At 69.4% G+C, this 16,183-nt stretch carries 17 protein-coding genes; 7 read left to right on the forward strand and 10 right to left on the reverse strand.

Features of this window, described 5'->3' with window-relative positions:
• Nucleotides 1–11: 11 nt before the first annotated feature.
• The 4 genes from ACN28G_RS19885 to ACN28G_RS19900 all read left to right on the forward strand — a co-directional run bounded on the left by ACN28G_RS19885 (nt 12) and on the right by ACN28G_RS19900 (nt 4,731).
• A complete protein-coding gene (locus ACN28G_RS19885) occupies nt 12–941 on the forward strand; it encodes a bifunctional DNA primase/polymerase (protein ID WP_421480090.1) in 930 nt (309 codons plus the stop codon).
• Complete coding sequence (locus tag ACN28G_RS19890) at nt 938–2,500, forward strand: hypothetical protein (protein WP_421480091.1); 1,563 nt, start codon at nt 938–940, stop codon at nt 2,498–2,500. Before ACN28G_RS19885 ends, ACN28G_RS19890 begins: the two co-directional genes overlap by 4 nt.
• Before the next feature lie 390 nt (nt 2,501–2,890).
• A complete protein-coding gene (locus tag ACN28G_RS19895; RefSeq protein ID WP_421480092.1) occupies nt 2,891–3,685 on the forward strand; it encodes a DUF1883 domain-containing protein in 795 nt (264 codons plus the stop codon).
• A gap of 128 nt (nt 3,686–3,813) precedes the next feature.
• Nucleotides 3,814–4,731: a toll/interleukin-1 receptor domain-containing protein gene (locus ACN28G_RS19900; RefSeq protein ID WP_421480093.1), complete on the forward strand. Its 918-nt coding sequence runs from the start codon at nt 3,814–3,816 to the stop codon at nt 4,729–4,731.
• Nucleotides 4,732–5,941: 1,210 nt separating this feature from the next.
• Here ACN28G_RS19900 and ACN28G_RS19905 read toward each other — a convergent pair.
• The gene (locus tag ACN28G_RS19905) at nt 5,942–6,559 is read right to left on the reverse strand and encodes a hypothetical protein (RefSeq protein ID WP_421480094.1); all 618 of its coding nucleotides are present in this window, start codon (nt 6,557–6,559) and stop codon (nt 5,942–5,944) included.
• Nucleotides 6,560–6,660: 101 nt separating this feature from the next.
• Complete coding sequence (locus ACN28G_RS19910; RefSeq protein ID WP_421480946.1) at nt 6,661–6,975, reverse strand: hypothetical protein; 315 nt, start codon at nt 6,973–6,975, stop codon at nt 6,661–6,663.
• Nucleotides 6,976–7,579: 604 nt separating this feature from the next.
• On the opposite strand from ACN28G_RS19910, the gene ACN28G_RS19915 reads away from it, so the two are divergent.
• Both ACN28G_RS19915 and ACN28G_RS19920 read left to right on the forward strand, forming a co-directional pair.
• Complete coding sequence (locus ACN28G_RS19915) at nt 7,580–8,482, forward strand: helix-turn-helix domain-containing protein (protein ID WP_421480947.1); 903 nt, start codon at nt 7,580–7,582, stop codon at nt 8,480–8,482.
• A 13-nt stretch (nt 8,483–8,495) separates the two neighbouring features.
• On the forward strand, nt 8,496–8,687 hold the full coding sequence (locus tag ACN28G_RS19920; protein WP_421480095.1) for a DUF397 domain-containing protein: 192 nt from the start codon (nt 8,496–8,498) through the stop codon (nt 8,685–8,687).
• Nucleotides 8,688–8,726: 39 nt separating this feature from the next.
• On the opposite strand, the gene ACN28G_RS19925 is transcribed toward ACN28G_RS19920, so the two are convergent.
• Nucleotides 8,727–9,242 (reverse strand): DinB family protein, encoded by a 516-nt coding sequence (locus ACN28G_RS19925; protein ID WP_421480096.1) that lies wholly within the window; start codon nt 9,240–9,242, stop codon nt 8,727–8,729.
• 109 nt (nt 9,243–9,351) lie between these two features.
• Here ACN28G_RS19925 and ACN28G_RS19930 point away from each other — a divergent pair, with 109 nt between their 5' ends.
• Nucleotides 9,352–10,473 (forward strand): helix-turn-helix domain-containing protein, encoded by a 1,122-nt coding sequence (locus ACN28G_RS19930; protein WP_175440632.1) that lies wholly within the window; start codon nt 9,352–9,354, stop codon nt 10,471–10,473.
• 34 nt (nt 10,474–10,507) lie between these two features.
• On the opposite strand, the gene ACN28G_RS19935 is transcribed toward ACN28G_RS19930, so the two are convergent.
• From ACN28G_RS19935 to ACN28G_RS19965, 7 genes are read right to left on the reverse strand one after another with little or no spacing between them, the layout of a single operon-like run.
• Nucleotides 10,508–11,068, reverse strand: coding sequence for a hypothetical protein (locus ACN28G_RS19935; protein WP_421480097.1), 561 nt, complete (start codon nt 11,066–11,068; stop codon nt 10,508–10,510).
• Nucleotides 11,069–11,101: 33 nt separating this feature from the next.
• The gene (locus ACN28G_RS19940) at nt 11,102–11,428 is read right to left on the reverse strand and encodes a DUF2470 domain-containing protein (RefSeq protein WP_421480098.1); all 327 of its coding nucleotides are present in this window, start codon (nt 11,426–11,428) and stop codon (nt 11,102–11,104) included.
• Entirely contained in the window at nt 11,425–12,150 is a 726-nt protein-coding gene (locus ACN28G_RS19945) for a heme oxygenase (biliverdin-producing) (protein ID WP_421480099.1), read from the reverse strand. The genes ACN28G_RS19940 and ACN28G_RS19945 overlap by 4 nt, the downstream gene beginning before the upstream one ends.
• Nucleotides 12,147–13,016, reverse strand: a complete 870-nt coding sequence (locus ACN28G_RS19950; protein ID WP_421480100.1) for a heme ABC transporter ATP-binding protein — start codon at nt 13,014–13,016, stop codon at nt 12,147–12,149. Before ACN28G_RS19950 ends, ACN28G_RS19945 begins: the two co-directional genes overlap by 4 nt.
• Nucleotides 13,013–14,173 (reverse strand): FecCD family ABC transporter permease, encoded by a 1,161-nt coding sequence (locus ACN28G_RS19955; protein ID WP_421480101.1) that lies wholly within the window; start codon nt 14,171–14,173, stop codon nt 13,013–13,015. The genes ACN28G_RS19950 and ACN28G_RS19955 overlap by 4 nt, the downstream gene beginning before the upstream one ends.
• Nucleotides 14,170–15,210, reverse strand: coding sequence for a heme/hemin ABC transporter substrate-binding protein (locus tag ACN28G_RS19960; protein WP_421480102.1), 1,041 nt, complete (start codon nt 15,208–15,210; stop codon nt 14,170–14,172). Before ACN28G_RS19960 ends, ACN28G_RS19955 begins: the two co-directional genes overlap by 4 nt.
• A complete protein-coding gene (locus ACN28G_RS19965) occupies nt 15,207–16,118 on the reverse strand; it encodes a hypothetical protein (protein ID WP_421480103.1) in 912 nt (303 codons plus the stop codon). The genes ACN28G_RS19960 and ACN28G_RS19965 overlap by 4 nt, the downstream gene beginning before the upstream one ends.
• Between the last annotated feature and the right edge of the window lie 65 nt (nt 16,119–16,183).

Below are 16,183 nucleotides of genomic sequence, written 5' to 3' on the forward strand. Positions count from 1 at the left end.
TCGGAGGCACCATGTCCCACCTCGACCTGCTCGCCGCTGCACTCGCACACGCCGCACGCGGATGGCACGTCTTCCCGCTGCGCCCCGACGACAAGCGGCCCGCGTTTCCCAACCACGCCGCCGACCGGTGCGACCGCACCGACCCCCGCTGCCGCGCCGCCGGCCGGCACCTCGGCTGGGAAGCCCGCGCCACCACCGACCCCGACCGCATCCGCCGAGCATGGTCGGTCCGACCGTACGGAATCGGCCTCGCCTGCGGACCGTCCCGGCTCGTGGTGGTCGACCTGGACGTGCCCAAGCCGGGTCAGATCCCGCCGGCCGACCATGACCTGTGCGGCGACGGCGTGGACGTCTTCGCCACCGTCTGCCACCAGCACGGCCAGCGCATCGAAACCACGTACACGGTGACCACCGGGCGAGGCGGCACCCACCTCTACTACCGCCACCCTTCCAGCGGGCCGACGTTGCGAAACACCGCCGGGGCGCTCGGGTGGCTGGTCGACACCCGCGCCCACGGCGGCTACGTCGTCGCCGCAGGCAGTACCGCCCACGGCCGGCGCTACACCGTCGCGCTCGATGTCGACCCCGCGCCGCTGCCCGACTGGCTCGGCCAGCTCATCGCGCCCGCCCCGCCGCCGGCCCGGCAGGCGGTCACGGTGGCCCTCGACGTCGACCGGCGCGGCCGGTACGTCGCCGCCGCGATCCACCGGCAGGTGGCACACTTGACCGACGCGCCGGAAGGCCGCCGCAACCACGCCTTGTTCGCGTCCGCCGTCGCCCTCGGGCAGCTCGCCGCCGGTGGCGCGCTCACCGACGACGACGTCACCGCGGTTCTCGAACCCGCCGCCCTGTCCATCGGGCTGCGGCCGGGTGAGATCGCCCGCACGATCGCATCCGGCCTACGGGTCGGCGCGCGGCAGCCTCGGGTGGTGGCAGCATGAGCGCTCCCCGGTTGCAGGTTGGTTCAGGGCCCGAAAGCATCCGGGTCCTCAAGGCTGCGCTGGTCGATGGTGTCCTGCCCGACACGTACGTGTCGGCCGGGTCGCTGGTCCACATGGAAGCCGTCTCCGGTGGCCTCACCACGGGCCCCGACGACGATTCCCCGCTACCCGTCGCCGCCAGCGCGGTCACCCCGGCCGGGCTCGCCGGGCTACTCGCCGAGCACGCCTACGTGTACCGGCTCAAGACCCGCAAGGGCGACGGCGGCAATCCTGAGGTGTTCGAGGAGGAGGTGACCCCGCCGAGGGAGATCCTCTCGTCCGTCCTCGCGGCAAAGACATGGCCGAACGTGCCGCCGCTGCGCGGGATCATCGGCGCCCCGGTCCTGCGCCGCGACGGCACCCTGTTGCAGCGGCCCGGCTACGACCCGGCCACCGGCCTCTACCTCGCGTCGAAAGTCGCCCTACCGCCCGTGCCGGATGAGCCCACCGCCGAGCAGGTGCGGGAAGCACGCACGTTCCTGCTCGGTCGGTTCCTGCGCGACTTCCCGTGGGCCAGCGCCGCCGACCGCGCCAACTACGTGGCCCTGTTGGCGACGCCGATCCTGCGACACTTCACCCGCTCGTTGACGCCGTTCGCGCTGATCGACGCCACCATGCCGTCGTCCGGGAAGACCATCCTGACCGCTGGTCCCGGCATGCTCTACGGACAGCGGATCATGCCGTGGGCGTACTCCGACGAAGAACTCCGCAAGTCCATCACGGCCGTACTCGCCGAGCAGGTCGGGGTAGTGATCTGGGACAACCTCGCCGAGGGAACCGTCATCGACTCCGCCGTGCTCGCCCAACTCGTCACCACCGGCGTGTGGTCGGATCGGCAGCTCGGGGCGTCCCGCAACGTCGCGACCGTCAACGACCGGCTGTGGATGGCCACCGGCAACAACCTCCAGGTCGGTGGCGACATGGCGTCCCGTACCGTCCGCGTACACCTCGACCCGAACATGCCCCGCCCTGAGCTACGCGATCAATCCGGGTTCGGCATCCCGCACCTCGACCAGTGGATCACCGACCCGGCCAACCAACTCACCGTCCTGTGGCACCTCCTGGTCCTCGTCCTCGACTGGACCCGCCAGGGAGCGCCACGGGTGACCGGCGTGTCGATGCGCCAGTTCACCCCGTGGGCGCAAGCCCTCGGCGGGTTCCTCGCCCACCACGGCATCGACGGATTCCTCACCAACGCCGCCGACGTCCGCGAGATCGACGAAGACGAAACGCGCTGGCGCGCGTTCCTCACCACCTGGCACGACCGCCACGGGAGTCGAGCGATGACCGCCGCCGACCTGCGCCGCGACGCCGAGCCGATGCACCTCGGCAGCGACATCAACGACCCGTGGGACGGCCAGTTCATCACCACCCACGCCGGACGCCTGCCGAACCCGCTCCAACTCGGCCGGTTGCTCACCGGACAGGCCGGACGCTGGCGTGGCCAGCACGTCATCCGGGCCGGCCGAAACGACCGGGGCGACCGGGCCGTGTTCTGGGTCGAGCACCACCAGGGGTGAAACCCGCTGAACCATCTCCGCATCTCCGCACCAACCCACCGCCACCAGGGAAGAGCACCCTCCGGAGATCACAACCGTGAGGATCCCCGCATCCCCGCATCCCCGCAGAACTTGCGGAGATCAAACCCCTTTGCGGAGATGACCACTCAGCCTCTCTTCGCATCTCCGCAAGCATTTGCCCAGCTCAAGGCCATGTTGCGGAGATGCGGAGATGCGGAGATGGTTCAGCCCCTGGAGCACAGGTCACAGCCCACAGCCCTTCGGCCATGGACAGGGCCAGGAGATGTCGAGATGGTGGCAGGTAGTCCCTCGGCGATGGCCCATCGCGCCCTCGGTCTATGGTCGACAGTGCTCAGTTCATCGGGACCGTGATCCAGGGAGCAGTGGGGCGTGCAACATCTGAAGTGGGATCTTGGGAACCTCAAGAGGGGTGCCACCGTAGTTGTCACGCTACGCAATCAGGCAAATGTTCTTCTCATGGACTCCTCCAACTACCGCAGCTACGCCCGGGGCGGTCGCCACCGATACATCGGGGGCCTCGTAAAAAGGTCGCCGTTGCGACTAGCCGTCCCCCGCGACGGCCATTGGTACGTTGCCATCGATCTCGGCGGATTCCCCGGCAGGATTAACGCTAGTGTTGCTGTCGAGCCCGCTCCGCGAGGTTTTCTGCCGCCAGTTCGCGACAGCGGTCCTCTAAGCCAAATCCGCCAGAACACAGCAGCTACCGCACCACCGCCAAACATCCTCGGGGGGCAGACTTGGGATGTCTTCGTCTCCCACGCCACCGAAGACAAAGAAGCCGTCGCCCGCCCCCTAGCCACCGCCTTAGAGGGCCTCGGTGTCAGCGTGTGGCTAGATGAAGTTCGCCTTACCATTGGCGACAGCCTACGCCGGAAGATCGACCAAGGAATCCGGTCGAGCAGGTTTGCGGTCGTCGTCTTTTCCGCCGCCTTCATGTCGAAGGGATGGACGCAGTATGAGTTAGACGGGATCGTAACGAAGACTGTGGCGGGAGAACAAAACTTGCTGCCGATCTGGCACAACGTCACGAAAGATCAAATTATTGAGTACAGTCCAAGCCTAGCCGACAAGGTGGCACTCAGCACAGCCTCGACGACCGTGGATGAGATTGCCCAGGAGATAGCGGCTGTAGTGCTACCCAGAGCCGTCGAGGACGGCGAATAACTCGATCGCAAACCAGGGCTGCGACGAAAACCGGGAAGCATCGCACTCCGCTTTCACGAGACCCGCAGCCTGGAGAGGCGATAAAGATAAGAGGACTGGCACGGTAGGCAGCGATTGGGGGAGGCGCTTTGATCGCACCCGGCAAGAGGATCGATCTGATTCGCGAATGCGCAACACTCCTAGACGGCAGAGACTGGGAGGAAATCGACCTCATCCTAACGAGTTTCGACTTCCCTATCAGCGAGGAGGCTCCTGCGGGTAAGCGCTCATACGCAATTAACATGCTCCAAATTGGCCCGGCCGATAAGCTCCCCGAACTGCACGGCTACCTGACCGGCAGCGCTCACGGTCCTGCCCCCGAAGAAGTTCCGTGGCGACCCCAACAACTTCGCGCTTTCGCTAGTCATGTTTCGAACTACAGAGACTATGTTTCTAGCGTGGGCAAGGTGCTGGAACTCTTTGGCATTCACATGTTCGTCGCCCATGACAGCATTACTCCCTCCAAGGAGTGGGAAGCCGTCATCCAAGAAGCCTTAAAGACCTGCGATGTATTTGTGTGCTTCCTGTCCGAGGGATACAACTCCAGCCCTTGGTGCAACCAGGAAATCGGATGGGCGATGAGTCGCCGCGTACCAATCTTGCCACTAAACTTCGGCATAAATCCGCCCGGCTTTCTCTCAAGGCTCCAAGCGCAATCTTGCATCGGCGTAGGCGAGCCAGAAACGGCCACTCGAATCTCGAACTGGCTGACCGGCACGCCATCAAGCCATACAGCGTGGGCCGATGGACTAGTGCGAGCATTCGAGACCTCCGGCAGCTATGCCCGAACCCGGTCACTTCTTGTTAAGCTTGAAGCCCTGCAGAACTACACGCCCGACCAACTGACACGATTAGAAAAAGCGACCAAGGAAAACGACCAGATTTACCACGCGATCTATGATGGAGAGTCCGTCTCCACCCGCATCACACGGCTACTAGCCGAGCGGGGAAGAACCGCCAACAACAACATCCCTACGACACGCTTTCCCGAAGAACCTCCATTCTAGTAGCTCTCACATGAAGAGCTGAAGCACGGAAGGCAACTCAATGCCGATTCGCCCGCCAGAGCAAGTTGACGTACAACTCAACTTGAAGGTTCTCTCAGTCAAGGGCACATGGCGCCCAAACGACGACGAACGACGTGCCGCCTGGGAACTATACGTAGAACTTGTCACCCGAGTCGCTGTTGTTCCGCTGGAGCATGGCCATTTACGCGAGGCCCTTTCCAGCCTCTACACGCTCTTTGGAACGTCGCGAGAGATTCTTAGGAGATACGGTCCCATACTGGCCGAACCGAAGCCGGACAGTCAGATCAATTTAGGCTATCTTGTTGTCGTCATGCTCAACACTGCGGTTCGCCCCGTCTTGTCGTACTGGCATCCTCAACTAGAGGAGTGGGAAACAACTAGACCTTCAGAATCAAGTCGTATGGCACACGAAGGCAATTGGTCAAGAACTCCCGAACTTCGAGCCGCCCTCGACGCAACTACAAGCGCACTCCGCCAGTATGCGAGTCTCTTGGCCACTGTATGCGGGATTCCGGTTATCCACGAGTTCACCATTCCTCAGTCTGGTTAAGGCCGCCAAGCCCAACCCGTAGCACCCCAATAGGTAGCGGACCACCGCCAAGCGGCTGATGGCCTCCACTATGGTTGGAGGCTATGCGCCGGCGGCGGTGGCCCGCTCGACCTGCCCCCAGGGCGACGATTCGGACCCGCCCACCGACCACAACCGAGTTGGCTCTTGTTACGCTCAGCAACTGCGTCCGGTATCACGAGAACTTGCCGGCCGTGGAGCTATTCGTGGTGCGAAATGCAGGCCAGCAGGGAAACTAGGGGTGGCCGTAGCGGTAGTTTGTGCAGCTAGTGAAGCCACCGAAGCCAGGGACCGGAACGTGAATACCACTTCTAATCCCAAGGCCGCAGGTTCGAATCCTGCCGGGCGCACCTCGGTCCAGCAGGCTCCCGGAGGCTACTCCGAGGGGCCCTCGCCCACTCGTGGGGACATCGTGGGGACAGGGCCCGGCCCCCGGAGAGCGTGGCCGGGTTCGGCGCGATGTCGCTGAACGCCGACTCGCAACGCCGCACCGGCTCCGTGATGCCATGACAGGTGCGTGGCTAGGCATAGATCTTGGAAGATTCAGGCCGCCATAGGGGCCGAAATCCTCCAAGATTTTTTAAGGATCGGGGGCGTTCTCAGCGAGGGCCGACTGCGGGGTCAGCGGAGGCGGATGTCGTCCAGGGTGGGGAAGTCGTACCAGTGCAGGGTGAAGGAGGAGCTGGCCGCCGGTACCTCGGGAAAGTCCGCCCAGGTGTCCGACTGCTCGCCGGGGGCGAGGGTGATGGACTCCCCCGGTCGGGTCGTGGCACACCAGGAGCGCTCCGGGTACACGGTCCGGCCGTCCGACAGGACAATCCGCGACGAGGTCCGGTCGACCTCGGCGGTCGGGCAGGTCAGCGGCCACGGCAGCAGCGCGTCGTTGCGGTACCTGAGGTTCAGCCGCAGCTTGCCGTCGGTGACCTCGGCGCTGACCAGCGTCACGGTGAGGGACAGCTCGTCGTAGACCTTCCGGTCGATGGCGTACGTCCGGTCCGTCGGTTTCTGCGGCGACGCGGACGGTTCGGCCGGCTCCGACGGCTCGGGGGAATCGGCGACCGGACCGGCCGGGGTGGAGTCGGTGCCGGCCCTGGTGGGGTCGGCGCTGCTGCTGGCGGACGGGTCGGTCGACGACGACGCCGTGCGGTCGGCGAGGTATGTGCCACCGACAGCGCCGACCACGGCGACGCACACCAGCAGTCCGATGACGGCCAGGACGCGAACGTACCTCTGCTGCACGGCGAACTCCACGGGTGACGGCGGCGGTTGGCGTGAACGTAGCACCGCCCGCCCACCCCTGGCAGCGCCGATGTCAGCGGCAGGGTTCGGGGAACGTACCGTCACGTCCGCCGTGCCGGACTGTGCGTCGGCCGGCGTTCTGGGGTTGGTGACACTCTCGGGTACGGATCAGGGTGCGGGTTCGGCCTGGTGTTCGGGCGCCTCGGCTGGCGGGGAGTCGGCGTGGCGCGCTGGATCCGTAGCCCGGCTGGTCGCACGAAGATGGACCTGCGGAGCACCGCGTCTCCCTGGTCGTCGAGCTGGTACACGTCGAGCCAGCACCACCCGTCGTACGTGATCCAGTCGAGCACCCGGATGACCCGGCACATGATCGGCTTGGTGAACTGCACGCTGGCCGCCCTGGTCACCTGCACCATGTCACCGGCCTTCGGCAGGGGCGTACTCACCGTCTGCCCCGCAGGTACCGGAGCCTGCGCCACTGCCTGATCCGGGCCCGCGCAACCTCCACCGCCGCGCAGTCACCGGTTTCGGGGCACTCCTCGCAGCGCCCGTACCGGCGATGGACGTCCAGGCAGTACCACGCTTCCTGCACCAGGAACGGCACCTCGCATCTCACAGCGACCAGGCTCCTCGCGACGACCGCCACTCCCCGGCAAGGGTCATCAGCGGACCGTTTCGCGGCAGGATCTGAGTCGGCGCGTTCCACTGTGGTTCCACAGAGGGCTCGACAGAGCCCCTGCCCAGCCAGGTTTCCCGGCTCACGGTGACGCGGTGTCGGGCTCGGCAAGGCAACTCCGCCCCGCATCGACAGACCCTGCGCAACCGCCGCCAACTCCAGACCGGCCGATGCCACCGGGCCAACGTGAGTGCGGTTACCAACAGGTAATCGTCGTAGATGTCTTTCGACATTGAGACTCCTTCAGCTACTGAACGAACACCTACTGTCACCATGCCACCGAACATCGGAATCCGCAATGTGCGTATCGCTGATGGCGGCGCAGCGTGTTGCGATTGACCTTCATGCTCGCGGGATCGCATGATGTAGCGGTGACGAGACGTAACAGTCCGACCGTGAAGCGCCGCAGACTGGCGTTGACGCTGCGCAAACTCCGCGAGCAGACCGGCTTGTCCTCCACCGAGGCGGCAAGGCGTGTGGACCATGACGCCAGCTGGCTGAGCCGGATCGAGATTGCCGACGTGCGGCCTCACCCCAACGACGTCCGCGCCCTGCTCACGCTCTACGGGATGACCGGCGAGGAAGCGGAAGCCGTCATCGAGGTGGCCCGGCAGGCCAAGCAGCGTGGGTGGTGGCAGCAGTACAGCGATGTCCTGCCGACGTGGTTCACGACCTACGTCGGGATGGAGTCCGAGGCGTCCGTGCTACGCATCTACGAGTGCCAGATGGTGCACGGTCTACTCCAGACCGAGGACTACGCGCGGGCCGTCTTCCACGGTGCACCCGTACCGATGCGCGACGGTGAGGTGGAACGCCAGGTATCCCTGCGGATGGAGCGACAGGTCATCCTTGGCAGCGAGGACCAGCCGGCTCTCCGCGTGATCCTGGACGAAGGAGCGGTACGTCGGGCGGTGGGCGGCCCGAAGGTGCTCCGCGGGCAGATAGATCGCCTGCTCCAAGAGTCCGAACGCAGGCTGATACAGATCCAACTCCTGCCGTTCGGTGCCGGAACCGGTTTCGATGGCAGTTTCACGATCCTGGACTTCCCGCCCCTGCCCGCACCGTACCCCGATGCCGCCGAAGACCGGCTGGTCTACATCGACACTCTCACCGGCGCGCTGTACTTGGAGCGACCAGCGGAGGTCGCCGCATACGCCACTGCGTTCGAGCAGCTCTGCGCCGTGGCGTTATCGCCTTCTGAGACCCGGGACACCCTGCGTAGGATCGGTCAGGAGTTGGCCGTCTAGGAAGAGGTGTGGCGTGGACGAATCTCGGGCTGTGTGGCGCAAGAGCACCCGCTCCGGATCGTCCGGAAGCTGTGTCGAGGTGGCCGACAACCTACCTGGCGTCGTGGGTGTCCGGGACAGCAAGGACAGGGCCGGTGCGGTCCTGACCTTCAAGCCGACCTCCTGGTCGACCTTTGTCGGCCAGGTACGACGCGGGCTGCGCTGACGCGGCCAGGCCATGAACGACTGACCAGGAACCCCAGTCTCAGCTCTGGCGGGCGGCCACGATCTGTTCGCGCAGGATGTCGGCGTGCCCGCAGTGCTGGGCCAACTCCCGCAGGAGGTGCAGCAGGATCCAGCGGACCGTCATCGCGCCGAACCGGTGCCCGGTGGCCACGTCGTCCAGGGCGAGCCCGGCGAGCACCCGCGCCGAGTCCCGGCAGGCTTCCCGGTGGGCGTCGCGGATCGAGACGATGGTGTCCGTCTCGGCCAGGACGAACGAGTCCTCGACCTTCGGCGGTAGGCCGAGCTGCTGACGCGGGGTGCCGGTGACCGCCTCGGTGAACCAGACCCGCTCCACGTAGGTGGCGTGCTTGACCAGCCCGAGCAGGGTGGTCCGCGACGGCACCAGCCTTCGCCGGGCCTCCTCCTCGGTGAGCCCGTCGAGACACTGGTTGAGCAGGCGACGATGGGTGTCCAGGAAGGCCAGCAGCTGGGTCCGCTCGTCGGCGTCGAGGGTGGCGTGCGGGTCCAGCGTGAACAGCTCCGTCGGGTTCCCCATACCCGAGGACCCTAGTCGAATCCGCCCGTTCCCGAGGGCCACGCGATGCTGGAAAATGACACACGGTCACCTCTCGCGTACATTCGGCTAGACGAGGGAGGTGGTGACTGTGGCTTCGACCAACCAGACGATCGTGGATCCGCGTTTCCCGGACGAGCTACGACGTCGGCGGCAGCAGGCCGGCCTGTCGCTGCGGGGACTCGCCGCGCTCGTCCACCACGGCAAGAGCCTCCTGCATCAACTGGAGACCGGGCGTACCCGACCGGCGGTCGACGTGGCGGCCCGGCTGGACGCGGCGCTGCACGCCGAGGGCGCGCTCGCCGCGCTGGTCGCCGTGGCACCGCCCGAGGACGAGCGGATCTCGTACGCCGTCAGGCATCCCCGTCGGGTCGATCCGGCCACCGTGGACGAACTGGCCGGGCTGCTCGCCGCCCATCGTCGCCTGGAGGACTCGCTCGGTGCCGGGGCGGTGCTGCCGACGGTCCGCAGTCAGCTCGACCTGGTGACCGCTCTGGTACGGGAGACCAACGGCGCGCTCCGGCCGAGGCTGCTCGACGTGGCGGCGCAGTGGGCGCAGTTCGCCGGGTGGCTGCATGCGGCAGGCGATCGTGCCGCGCTGGCCGCCGGCTGGTACCGCACCGCTCTGGACTGGGGTGCCGAGGCGGGCAGTACCGACATGGTGGCGACGGTGTTGAGCCTGCGCGGCCACCTGGCCTGGGCAGCCCGGCGTCCCGGCCCGCTGATCGACCTCTCCGCCGCCGCGCTGCGCCAGCCGACCACCCCGGGAGTACGCGCCGTCGCCGCCCAACAGCAGGCCCGGGGGCACGCGCTCGCGGGGCAGGCCGAGGCGACCGTCGACCTGCTCGACCGCGCCCGGGATCTGCTCGACGCGGCACGGGCGGAGCCCGACCGGGAGCCACCGTGGCTCTACTTCCACTCCCCCGCCTACCTGAGCATGCAGACCGGGCTCGCCCACCGGTTGCTCGGTCGGGACGAGCCGGCCGTCGAGTTGTTGGCGGCCGGGCTGGCCAGGTTACCGGCGGAGACGGTCGGGGCGGCGTGGACCGGGCCGTACCTGCTGCACCTGGCGGCGGGGCTGACCGCCCTGCGTGAGCTGGACGCCGCGCGGCAGGCGTACGAGCGCGCCCTGACCATCGGCAGGGCGACCCGGACCCGCAGCCTGACCGACCAGGCCGAGACAGGTCTCCGCGAGCTGCCCGAGGGGACCTGACCCGTTTGAGGGTCATAGAGGAGGTGCCGTCGGTCTATCCGTAGCGGCACAGGTTCTGGGCGAACAGGTACCAGACCTCGTCGGCCAGGGGGATCGTCCGCTCGACGGCGTGGACCTGACCGTCGGCGCTGCCGACGGAGAAGGAGACGGCCAGCGGCACAGGGTCGCCGAGCTCCGCGCAGCGGAACGTCAGCCGGATCGGAAGGGACTGGCTCCTGTTCGGCTCGACGATGACCGGCCCGTCGAAGGTGCGCAGCTCGATGCCGGGGCGGGTCGCGGTGGCCGCCCGGACGGTGATCGGCTCGGGGCCGGCGTTGACCACGGCGAAGGACGTCTCCACCGTGGCGATGCCCGGCTCAAGCGCGCTCTCCTGAATGGCCTCGGGCATCGCGGCGAAGGTGACCGTGCCGGCCTGTTGTTGCTGGTCGTAGACGAAGTGCCCGGCGGCGACGAGGAGGCCACCGACCAGCGCGCCGACGGCTGAGGCAGCGACCAGCCGGCCGTTCCCACGCCGTCGTGACGCCGCCTGCTGTGTCGTCTCGACCGGCCGGTTGTCCCGCTCGTCGAGGTCGATGACCATCTCGTCTGTCGCCACCGGCTGAGCCTAGTCTGGGCCCACGGTGGACGGTCAGTCGGCTGGGCGGGGCTCCAGACCGAGGCGGGCGCAGGCCTCCCGGTACATCCGGACCACCTCGTGGCGGATCTCGGCGCGTTCGGTGAGCCGGCGGGCGAACTGGATCCGGACCGGCACCTCGATGTCGTCCACGGTGACCGCGAAGTCCATCCCGTCGGCGTCCAGGCCGGTGGTGCGCGCCCGGGTCGCCTGCGGGCAGCCGCCGAGGGTACGGGCGATGAGCAGGGTGTCCTCGGCGTGGTCGTCGTTCATGTGCCGGCTGACCCCGGCGACGACCTCGGGCCCGAACGTCGGCGGGACCACGCCGTCGACCGCGCTCACGCCGCCACCCCCGCGCCCCCGCCAGCAGCGGAACCAGCCACGCCGGCAGCACCACCGGAGCCGGCAGCAGTCTCGGTCGGTACGTGCCGGGCCAGGTCGGCGAAGACGGCCGTGTTGTGCCGGTACGCCACGAGCACCTCCTCCAGCAGGGCGGCCTCGGCGGGCTCGCTCAGCGGCAACGCGTCCAGCCGGGCCCGGTAGGCGTCCTTGTACACCTTCGGCCGGGGAATCCCGTCGAACCGGTAGAACGCTACCCCGAAATCGTCGCTCAGGCCGTACCTACGGGCCACCGATCGTCCGATGTGGAGGCCGCCGGAGAGGTCACCGAGGTACCGGGTGTAGTGGTGGGCGATGAACCGCTCGGGCGAGTCGGCGCAGACCGCCCGGATCCGCGCGGCGTACGTGGTGGCGGCCAGGTTGGGCACGGCCCGGTCGGGCCAGTCCTCGCCGAGCAGGTGCGCCAGGTCGGCTTCGAGGGCGGGCAGCCGGAGCAGCGCCTCGTCGACGAAACCACCTGCCAGCGGGTCGTCCCGCAGCCGGTCGCCGACGGACTCCAGCGCGGCGTAGATGGTGTGGTGTTGCACGACCAGGTCGGTGTAGGCGGCCAGGTCGAGGTCCCCGGCGACCAGCGCGGCGACGTACCGCTGGGACTCGGCGTCGGAGTGCGCCTGCTGGCTGGCCGCGCGCAGCCGGGCCGAGAACGGGACGTCGGGCGTACTCATTGTTTCTCCAAGGGGTGGGGCCGGCGGGGGACGATCAACGGCAGGTGGGTGTCGGGGTGTGGCACGATCTCGATCTCGTGCTGGTAGACCTCGCTGAGCAGCGGCGCGGTGAGCACCGTGGCCGGCGGGCCGGTGGCGACGGTCCGGCCGTCGGCGAGCAGGGTGACCAGGTCGGCGTAGGCGGCGGCCAGCGCCAGGTCGTGCAGCACCACCACGACGGCGTCCCCGGCGTCGGCACGGTCGCGGGCGATCCGCAGCACCAGCTCCTGGTGGCGCAGGTCGAGAGCGGCGGTCGGCTCGTCGAGCAGCAGCACGCCGGTCCGCTGGGCAAGCACCCGGGCCAGCGCGGCGCGGGCCTGTTCGCCACCGGAGAGCGACGGGTACGGGCGGGCGGCGAACCGGGTGATGTCGCAGCGGCGCATGGTCTCGGCCACCACGACGTCGTCATCTGCCTCCTCCGGTCGGCCGGCCCAGGGTGCCCGTCCCATGCGTACCACCTCCTCGACGGTGAACGGGAAGCTCAACGTGCTCCGCTGGGTCAACACGGCCCGCCGCATCGCCAGGTCGACAGGCGACCAGTCGGCCTGCGGGCGGCCGTCCACCTCGATCGCGCCGGCCGTCACCGGCAGGTCACCACTGATCGCGGCCAGCAGGGTGGACTTCCCGGCCCCGTTCGGGCCGACCAGGGCGTGCAGTTCACCGGCGCGGACCGCCAGGTCGACCCGGTCCAGCACCGGGCGGCCGGCGCGTTCCACCCGCAGCCCGGTGGCCCGGATCCGGGTGCTGCCGGCGGGCACCGGGCCGGGGGCCGGCCGCGCCGGGCGTCGGCCCACCAGGCCCAGGCGGCGGCCGAGGTGCGCGGTCATCGCCATCCTCCGGCCCGGTCCCGGGTACGCCGCAGCAGCCAGAAGAACGCCGGTCCGCCGACCACGGCGGTGAGCACCCCGAGCGGGAGTTCCTGGTGTTCGACGAGGGTACGGGCGGCCAGGTCGGCGACGATCACCACGATCGCGCCGCCGAGCGCGCTGGCCGGCAGGAGCACCCGGTGCCCGGGGCCGGCGACCATCCGGACCAGGTGCGGCACCACCAGTCCGATGAAGCTGATGATGCCGGTGAACGCGACGGCGGCGGCACCGAGCAGCGCGGTGACCACGATCATCCGGATCCGCAGGCGTTCGGTGTCGACGCCGAGGTGCCGGGCGGAGCGTTCACCGAGGGCGAGCAGGTCGAGCCGGCGGGCGTCGAGCAGGGCGGCGGCCAGGCCGACGGCCAGGCAGGGTGCGGCCAGGGTGACCGCCGACCAGTTGGCCTGGGCGAGGCTGCCCAGGTTCCAGAAGGCGATGGCCTGCACCCCGGCGTCGTCGGTGACGAACATCAGCAGGCCGATGGCCGCACCGGCGACGGCGTTGACCGCGACGCCGGTGAGCACCAGGGTCACCACCTCGGTCCGGCCGTCCGAACGGGCCAGCAGGTACACCAGGTAGGTGGTGGTCAGGCCACCGGCGAACGCGGCGGCCGGCACGGTCCAGCCACCGAGGACGGTGATCCCGGTGACGAGGGCCAGGGCCGCGCCGACGGCCGCCCCGGCGGAGACCCCGATGACGCCGGGTTCGGCCAGCGGGTTGCCGAAGACGCCCTGCATGACGGCACCCGCGCAGCCGAGCGCGGCACCGACCACGGCGGCCAGCACCACCCGGGGGAACCGGACGAGCCAGAGCGCGTTCTCCCCCTGCGGCGCGGCCGGCAGCGACCCCACCTCCAGCCCGAGCCGGTGCAGGATCGAGCCGAGCACCTCGGCCGGGGAGATCGGGACCTGCCCCCGGCCGGCGGCGACCAGGGCGGCCACCGCCAGGGCGACGACGAGTCCGGCCAGCAGCAATCGGCCGGCGCGGGGCCGCCCTCCCCCGGCGGCAGCGTGCGCGTTGACGTCCAGGGCGGCGGCGCGGGCGGCAGCGGCGTCGGTACGGCCCGCGGCGTCGGTACGGCCCGCGGCGTCCGTGGCGCGGGGTGTGGTGTCGGTCACGACGTCGGCCGGCAGGAGTGCACCGCGCGGGCCAGGGCCTGGACGACCCGGCCGGAGCGGGTACCGAAGGCGAGCAGGACCCCGTCGTCGACGTCGACGATCCGACGGTGCTGGCCGGCGGGGGTCTGCCCGACGCCGGGCAGCTTCAGCAGCCCGTCGACCCCACCGACGGAGGCCAGCCCGCTGCTCATCACCAGGATCACGTCCGGGGCCGCGTTGATCAGCCCCTCGCTTGTCAACGGACGGAACTTCGCCAGCCCGACGGCGCTGCCGGCGTCCACCCCACCGGCCGCCACGATCATCGCGTCGGAGCCGGCCCCCTTCCCGCCGATCAGGTAGACCCCGGCGGTGCCGCGCAGGTAGAGGAAGGCGATCCGGGGCGCGGGCGCTCCCGCCGGCACGCTCCGCGCCGCCTCGGCGAGCTCCGCCTCGACCCGGGTGACGAGCCGCTCGCCGGCCGTGGTCACGCCGAGCGCCGCCGCCACCGCGCGGATGTGCGCCGGTACGGCGGCCAGGGTCTGCTCCGCCTCGATCAGCACCACCGGGATGCCGGCCGCGCGCAACTGGTTGAGCACCTCGGGTGGCCCGATGCTGCGGTCGGCCAACACCACCGTCGGGTTCAGGGCGAGTACCGCCTCGGCGGCCAGGTCGTGCCCGGCCGGGGTCACCACGGGCAGGCCGGCCGCGGCCGGGAAGGTGGTGGAGGTGTCCCGCCCGACGACGTTGCCGCCGAGGCCGAGGCTGAAGACGAGTTCGGCGATCGAACCGTACAGGTTGACCGGCAGGATCCGGCCGACGTCGGCGACCGTCACGGTGCGTCCGTCGGCCGAGGTGACGGTCGCCGGCAGCAGCGGGGTGGGTGCCGGGTCGAGCGGCGTGACGTCGGGGTCGGTGAGGGCGGCGGTGACCGGACCGCAGTCGGCTGTCGGCGCGGCCCCGGAGCCGGTGCCGGCGGCAGGTGACCCGGTGGGGTTGGCGCAGCCGGCCAGCAGGCCTACCAGCAGCACGGCGAGCGCCACCACCACGCGCCGGATCACCGGGTCACCCGCCGTCGGCGGCGGCGCGCCCCGACCAGGGCCACGACCACCAACACGGGTACGACCACCGCCGCGAGCCACCAGCTGTTCACCTCGGTGGCCGTACTGACCCGGGTGACCTGCACCTGGTCGGGGTCGGTGGCGTTCGGGGCGACCGGCCCGGTGGGCGTACCGGCTGGGTGGTCCGGTGTGGCGCCGGCACCGTTCGGCCCGGCGGCGGTCGGCGTGGCCCCGGGGGCGGTCGGTGTGGTCCCGGCGGCACCCGGACCGTCCACGCCGCTGCCGCCGGCACCATCGCCGGAGCCGGAGCCGGAGTTGGAGCCGCTGCCGCCGCTGGTGCCGTTACCGCCGCTGGTGCCCGAGCTGGTGGACGGGGCGGGGCCGGCCGCCGGGGCACTGCTGCGGGTCGGGGCGGCGGCGAAGGTGACCGGTACCCGGACGTCCTGCGAGCGGTCGGCCGGTCGGGTGTGGTCGGCGCGGGTGGCCACCACGCAGCGGCGGGTGGTGCAGTCGACGTCGCCGATGGCGGGGGTGACCTTGAGCGTGACCCGGAACGTCCCGCCCGCCCCGTACGGCTCGGTCAGCCCCTCGGCGTAGGAGGGCGGGTTGGACGAGATCCAGTGCGAGGCGCCGAGGCTGCCGGTGGTGTCGGCCCCGCCACCGCACGGGCTGGGCACCTTTCCGGCCCCGTTGTCCACACAGAACGCGACGTAGATGCCCTTGTCGACGTCGTACCCGCTGCCGGTGACGGTGACGGTGACGGTGGTGCCGGTCCGGGCGATGCCGGTGCTCGGCGTGGCGGTGAGGGTCTGCCCCTCGGTGCCGCGAGCGGTACCGGCCTGCGCGGGTGCCGCGCCCGCAAGAACACTCAGAGTAGTCAACGCTGCGGTCAGGATGACGCGACGCATCGCTCGCACCCGACTCCTCCCATGACGAATCCGGCCGGCACCCACACCGACCGCTACTAAGGTTT

Origin of the sequence: Micromonospora sp. WMMA1923 (assembly GCF_049179195.1) — a bacterium.
Taxonomy (GTDB): Bacteria; Actinomycetota; Actinomycetes; order Mycobacteriales; family Micromonosporaceae; genus Micromonospora; species Micromonospora yangpuensis.

What these genes read in the sequence shown, in the direction of transcription:
- ACN28G_RS19950 (WP_421480100.1), bottom strand. Translation starts at nt 13,016, where the DNA reads ATGACCGCGCACCTCGGCCGCCGCCTGGGCCTGGTGGGCCGACGCCCG.
- ACN28G_RS19965 (WP_421480103.1), bottom strand. Translation starts at nt 16,118, where the DNA reads ATGCGTCGCGTCATCCTGACCGCAGCGTTGACTACTCTGAGTGTTCTT.
- ACN28G_RS19945 (WP_421480099.1), bottom strand. Translation starts at nt 12,150, where the DNA reads ATGAGTACGCCCGACGTCCCGTTCTCGGCCCGGCTGCGCGCGGCCAGC.
- ACN28G_RS19915 (WP_421480947.1), top strand. Translation starts at nt 7,580, where the DNA reads ATGCTCGCGGGATCGCATGATGTAGCGGTGACGAGACGTAACAGTCCG.
- ACN28G_RS19890 (WP_421480091.1), top strand. Translation starts at nt 938, where the DNA reads ATGAGCGCTCCCCGGTTGCAGGTTGGTTCAGGGCCCGAAAGCATCCGG.
- ACN28G_RS19885 (WP_421480090.1), top strand. Translation starts at nt 12, where the DNA reads ATGTCCCACCTCGACCTGCTCGCCGCTGCACTCGCACACGCCGCACGC.
- ACN28G_RS19910 (WP_421480946.1), bottom strand. Translation starts at nt 6,975, where the DNA reads ATGGTGCAGGTGACCAGGGCGGCCAGCGTGCAGTTCACCAAGCCGATC.
- ACN28G_RS19925 (WP_421480096.1), bottom strand. Translation starts at nt 9,242, where the DNA reads ATGGGGAACCCGACGGAGCTGTTCACGCTGGACCCGCACGCCACCCTC.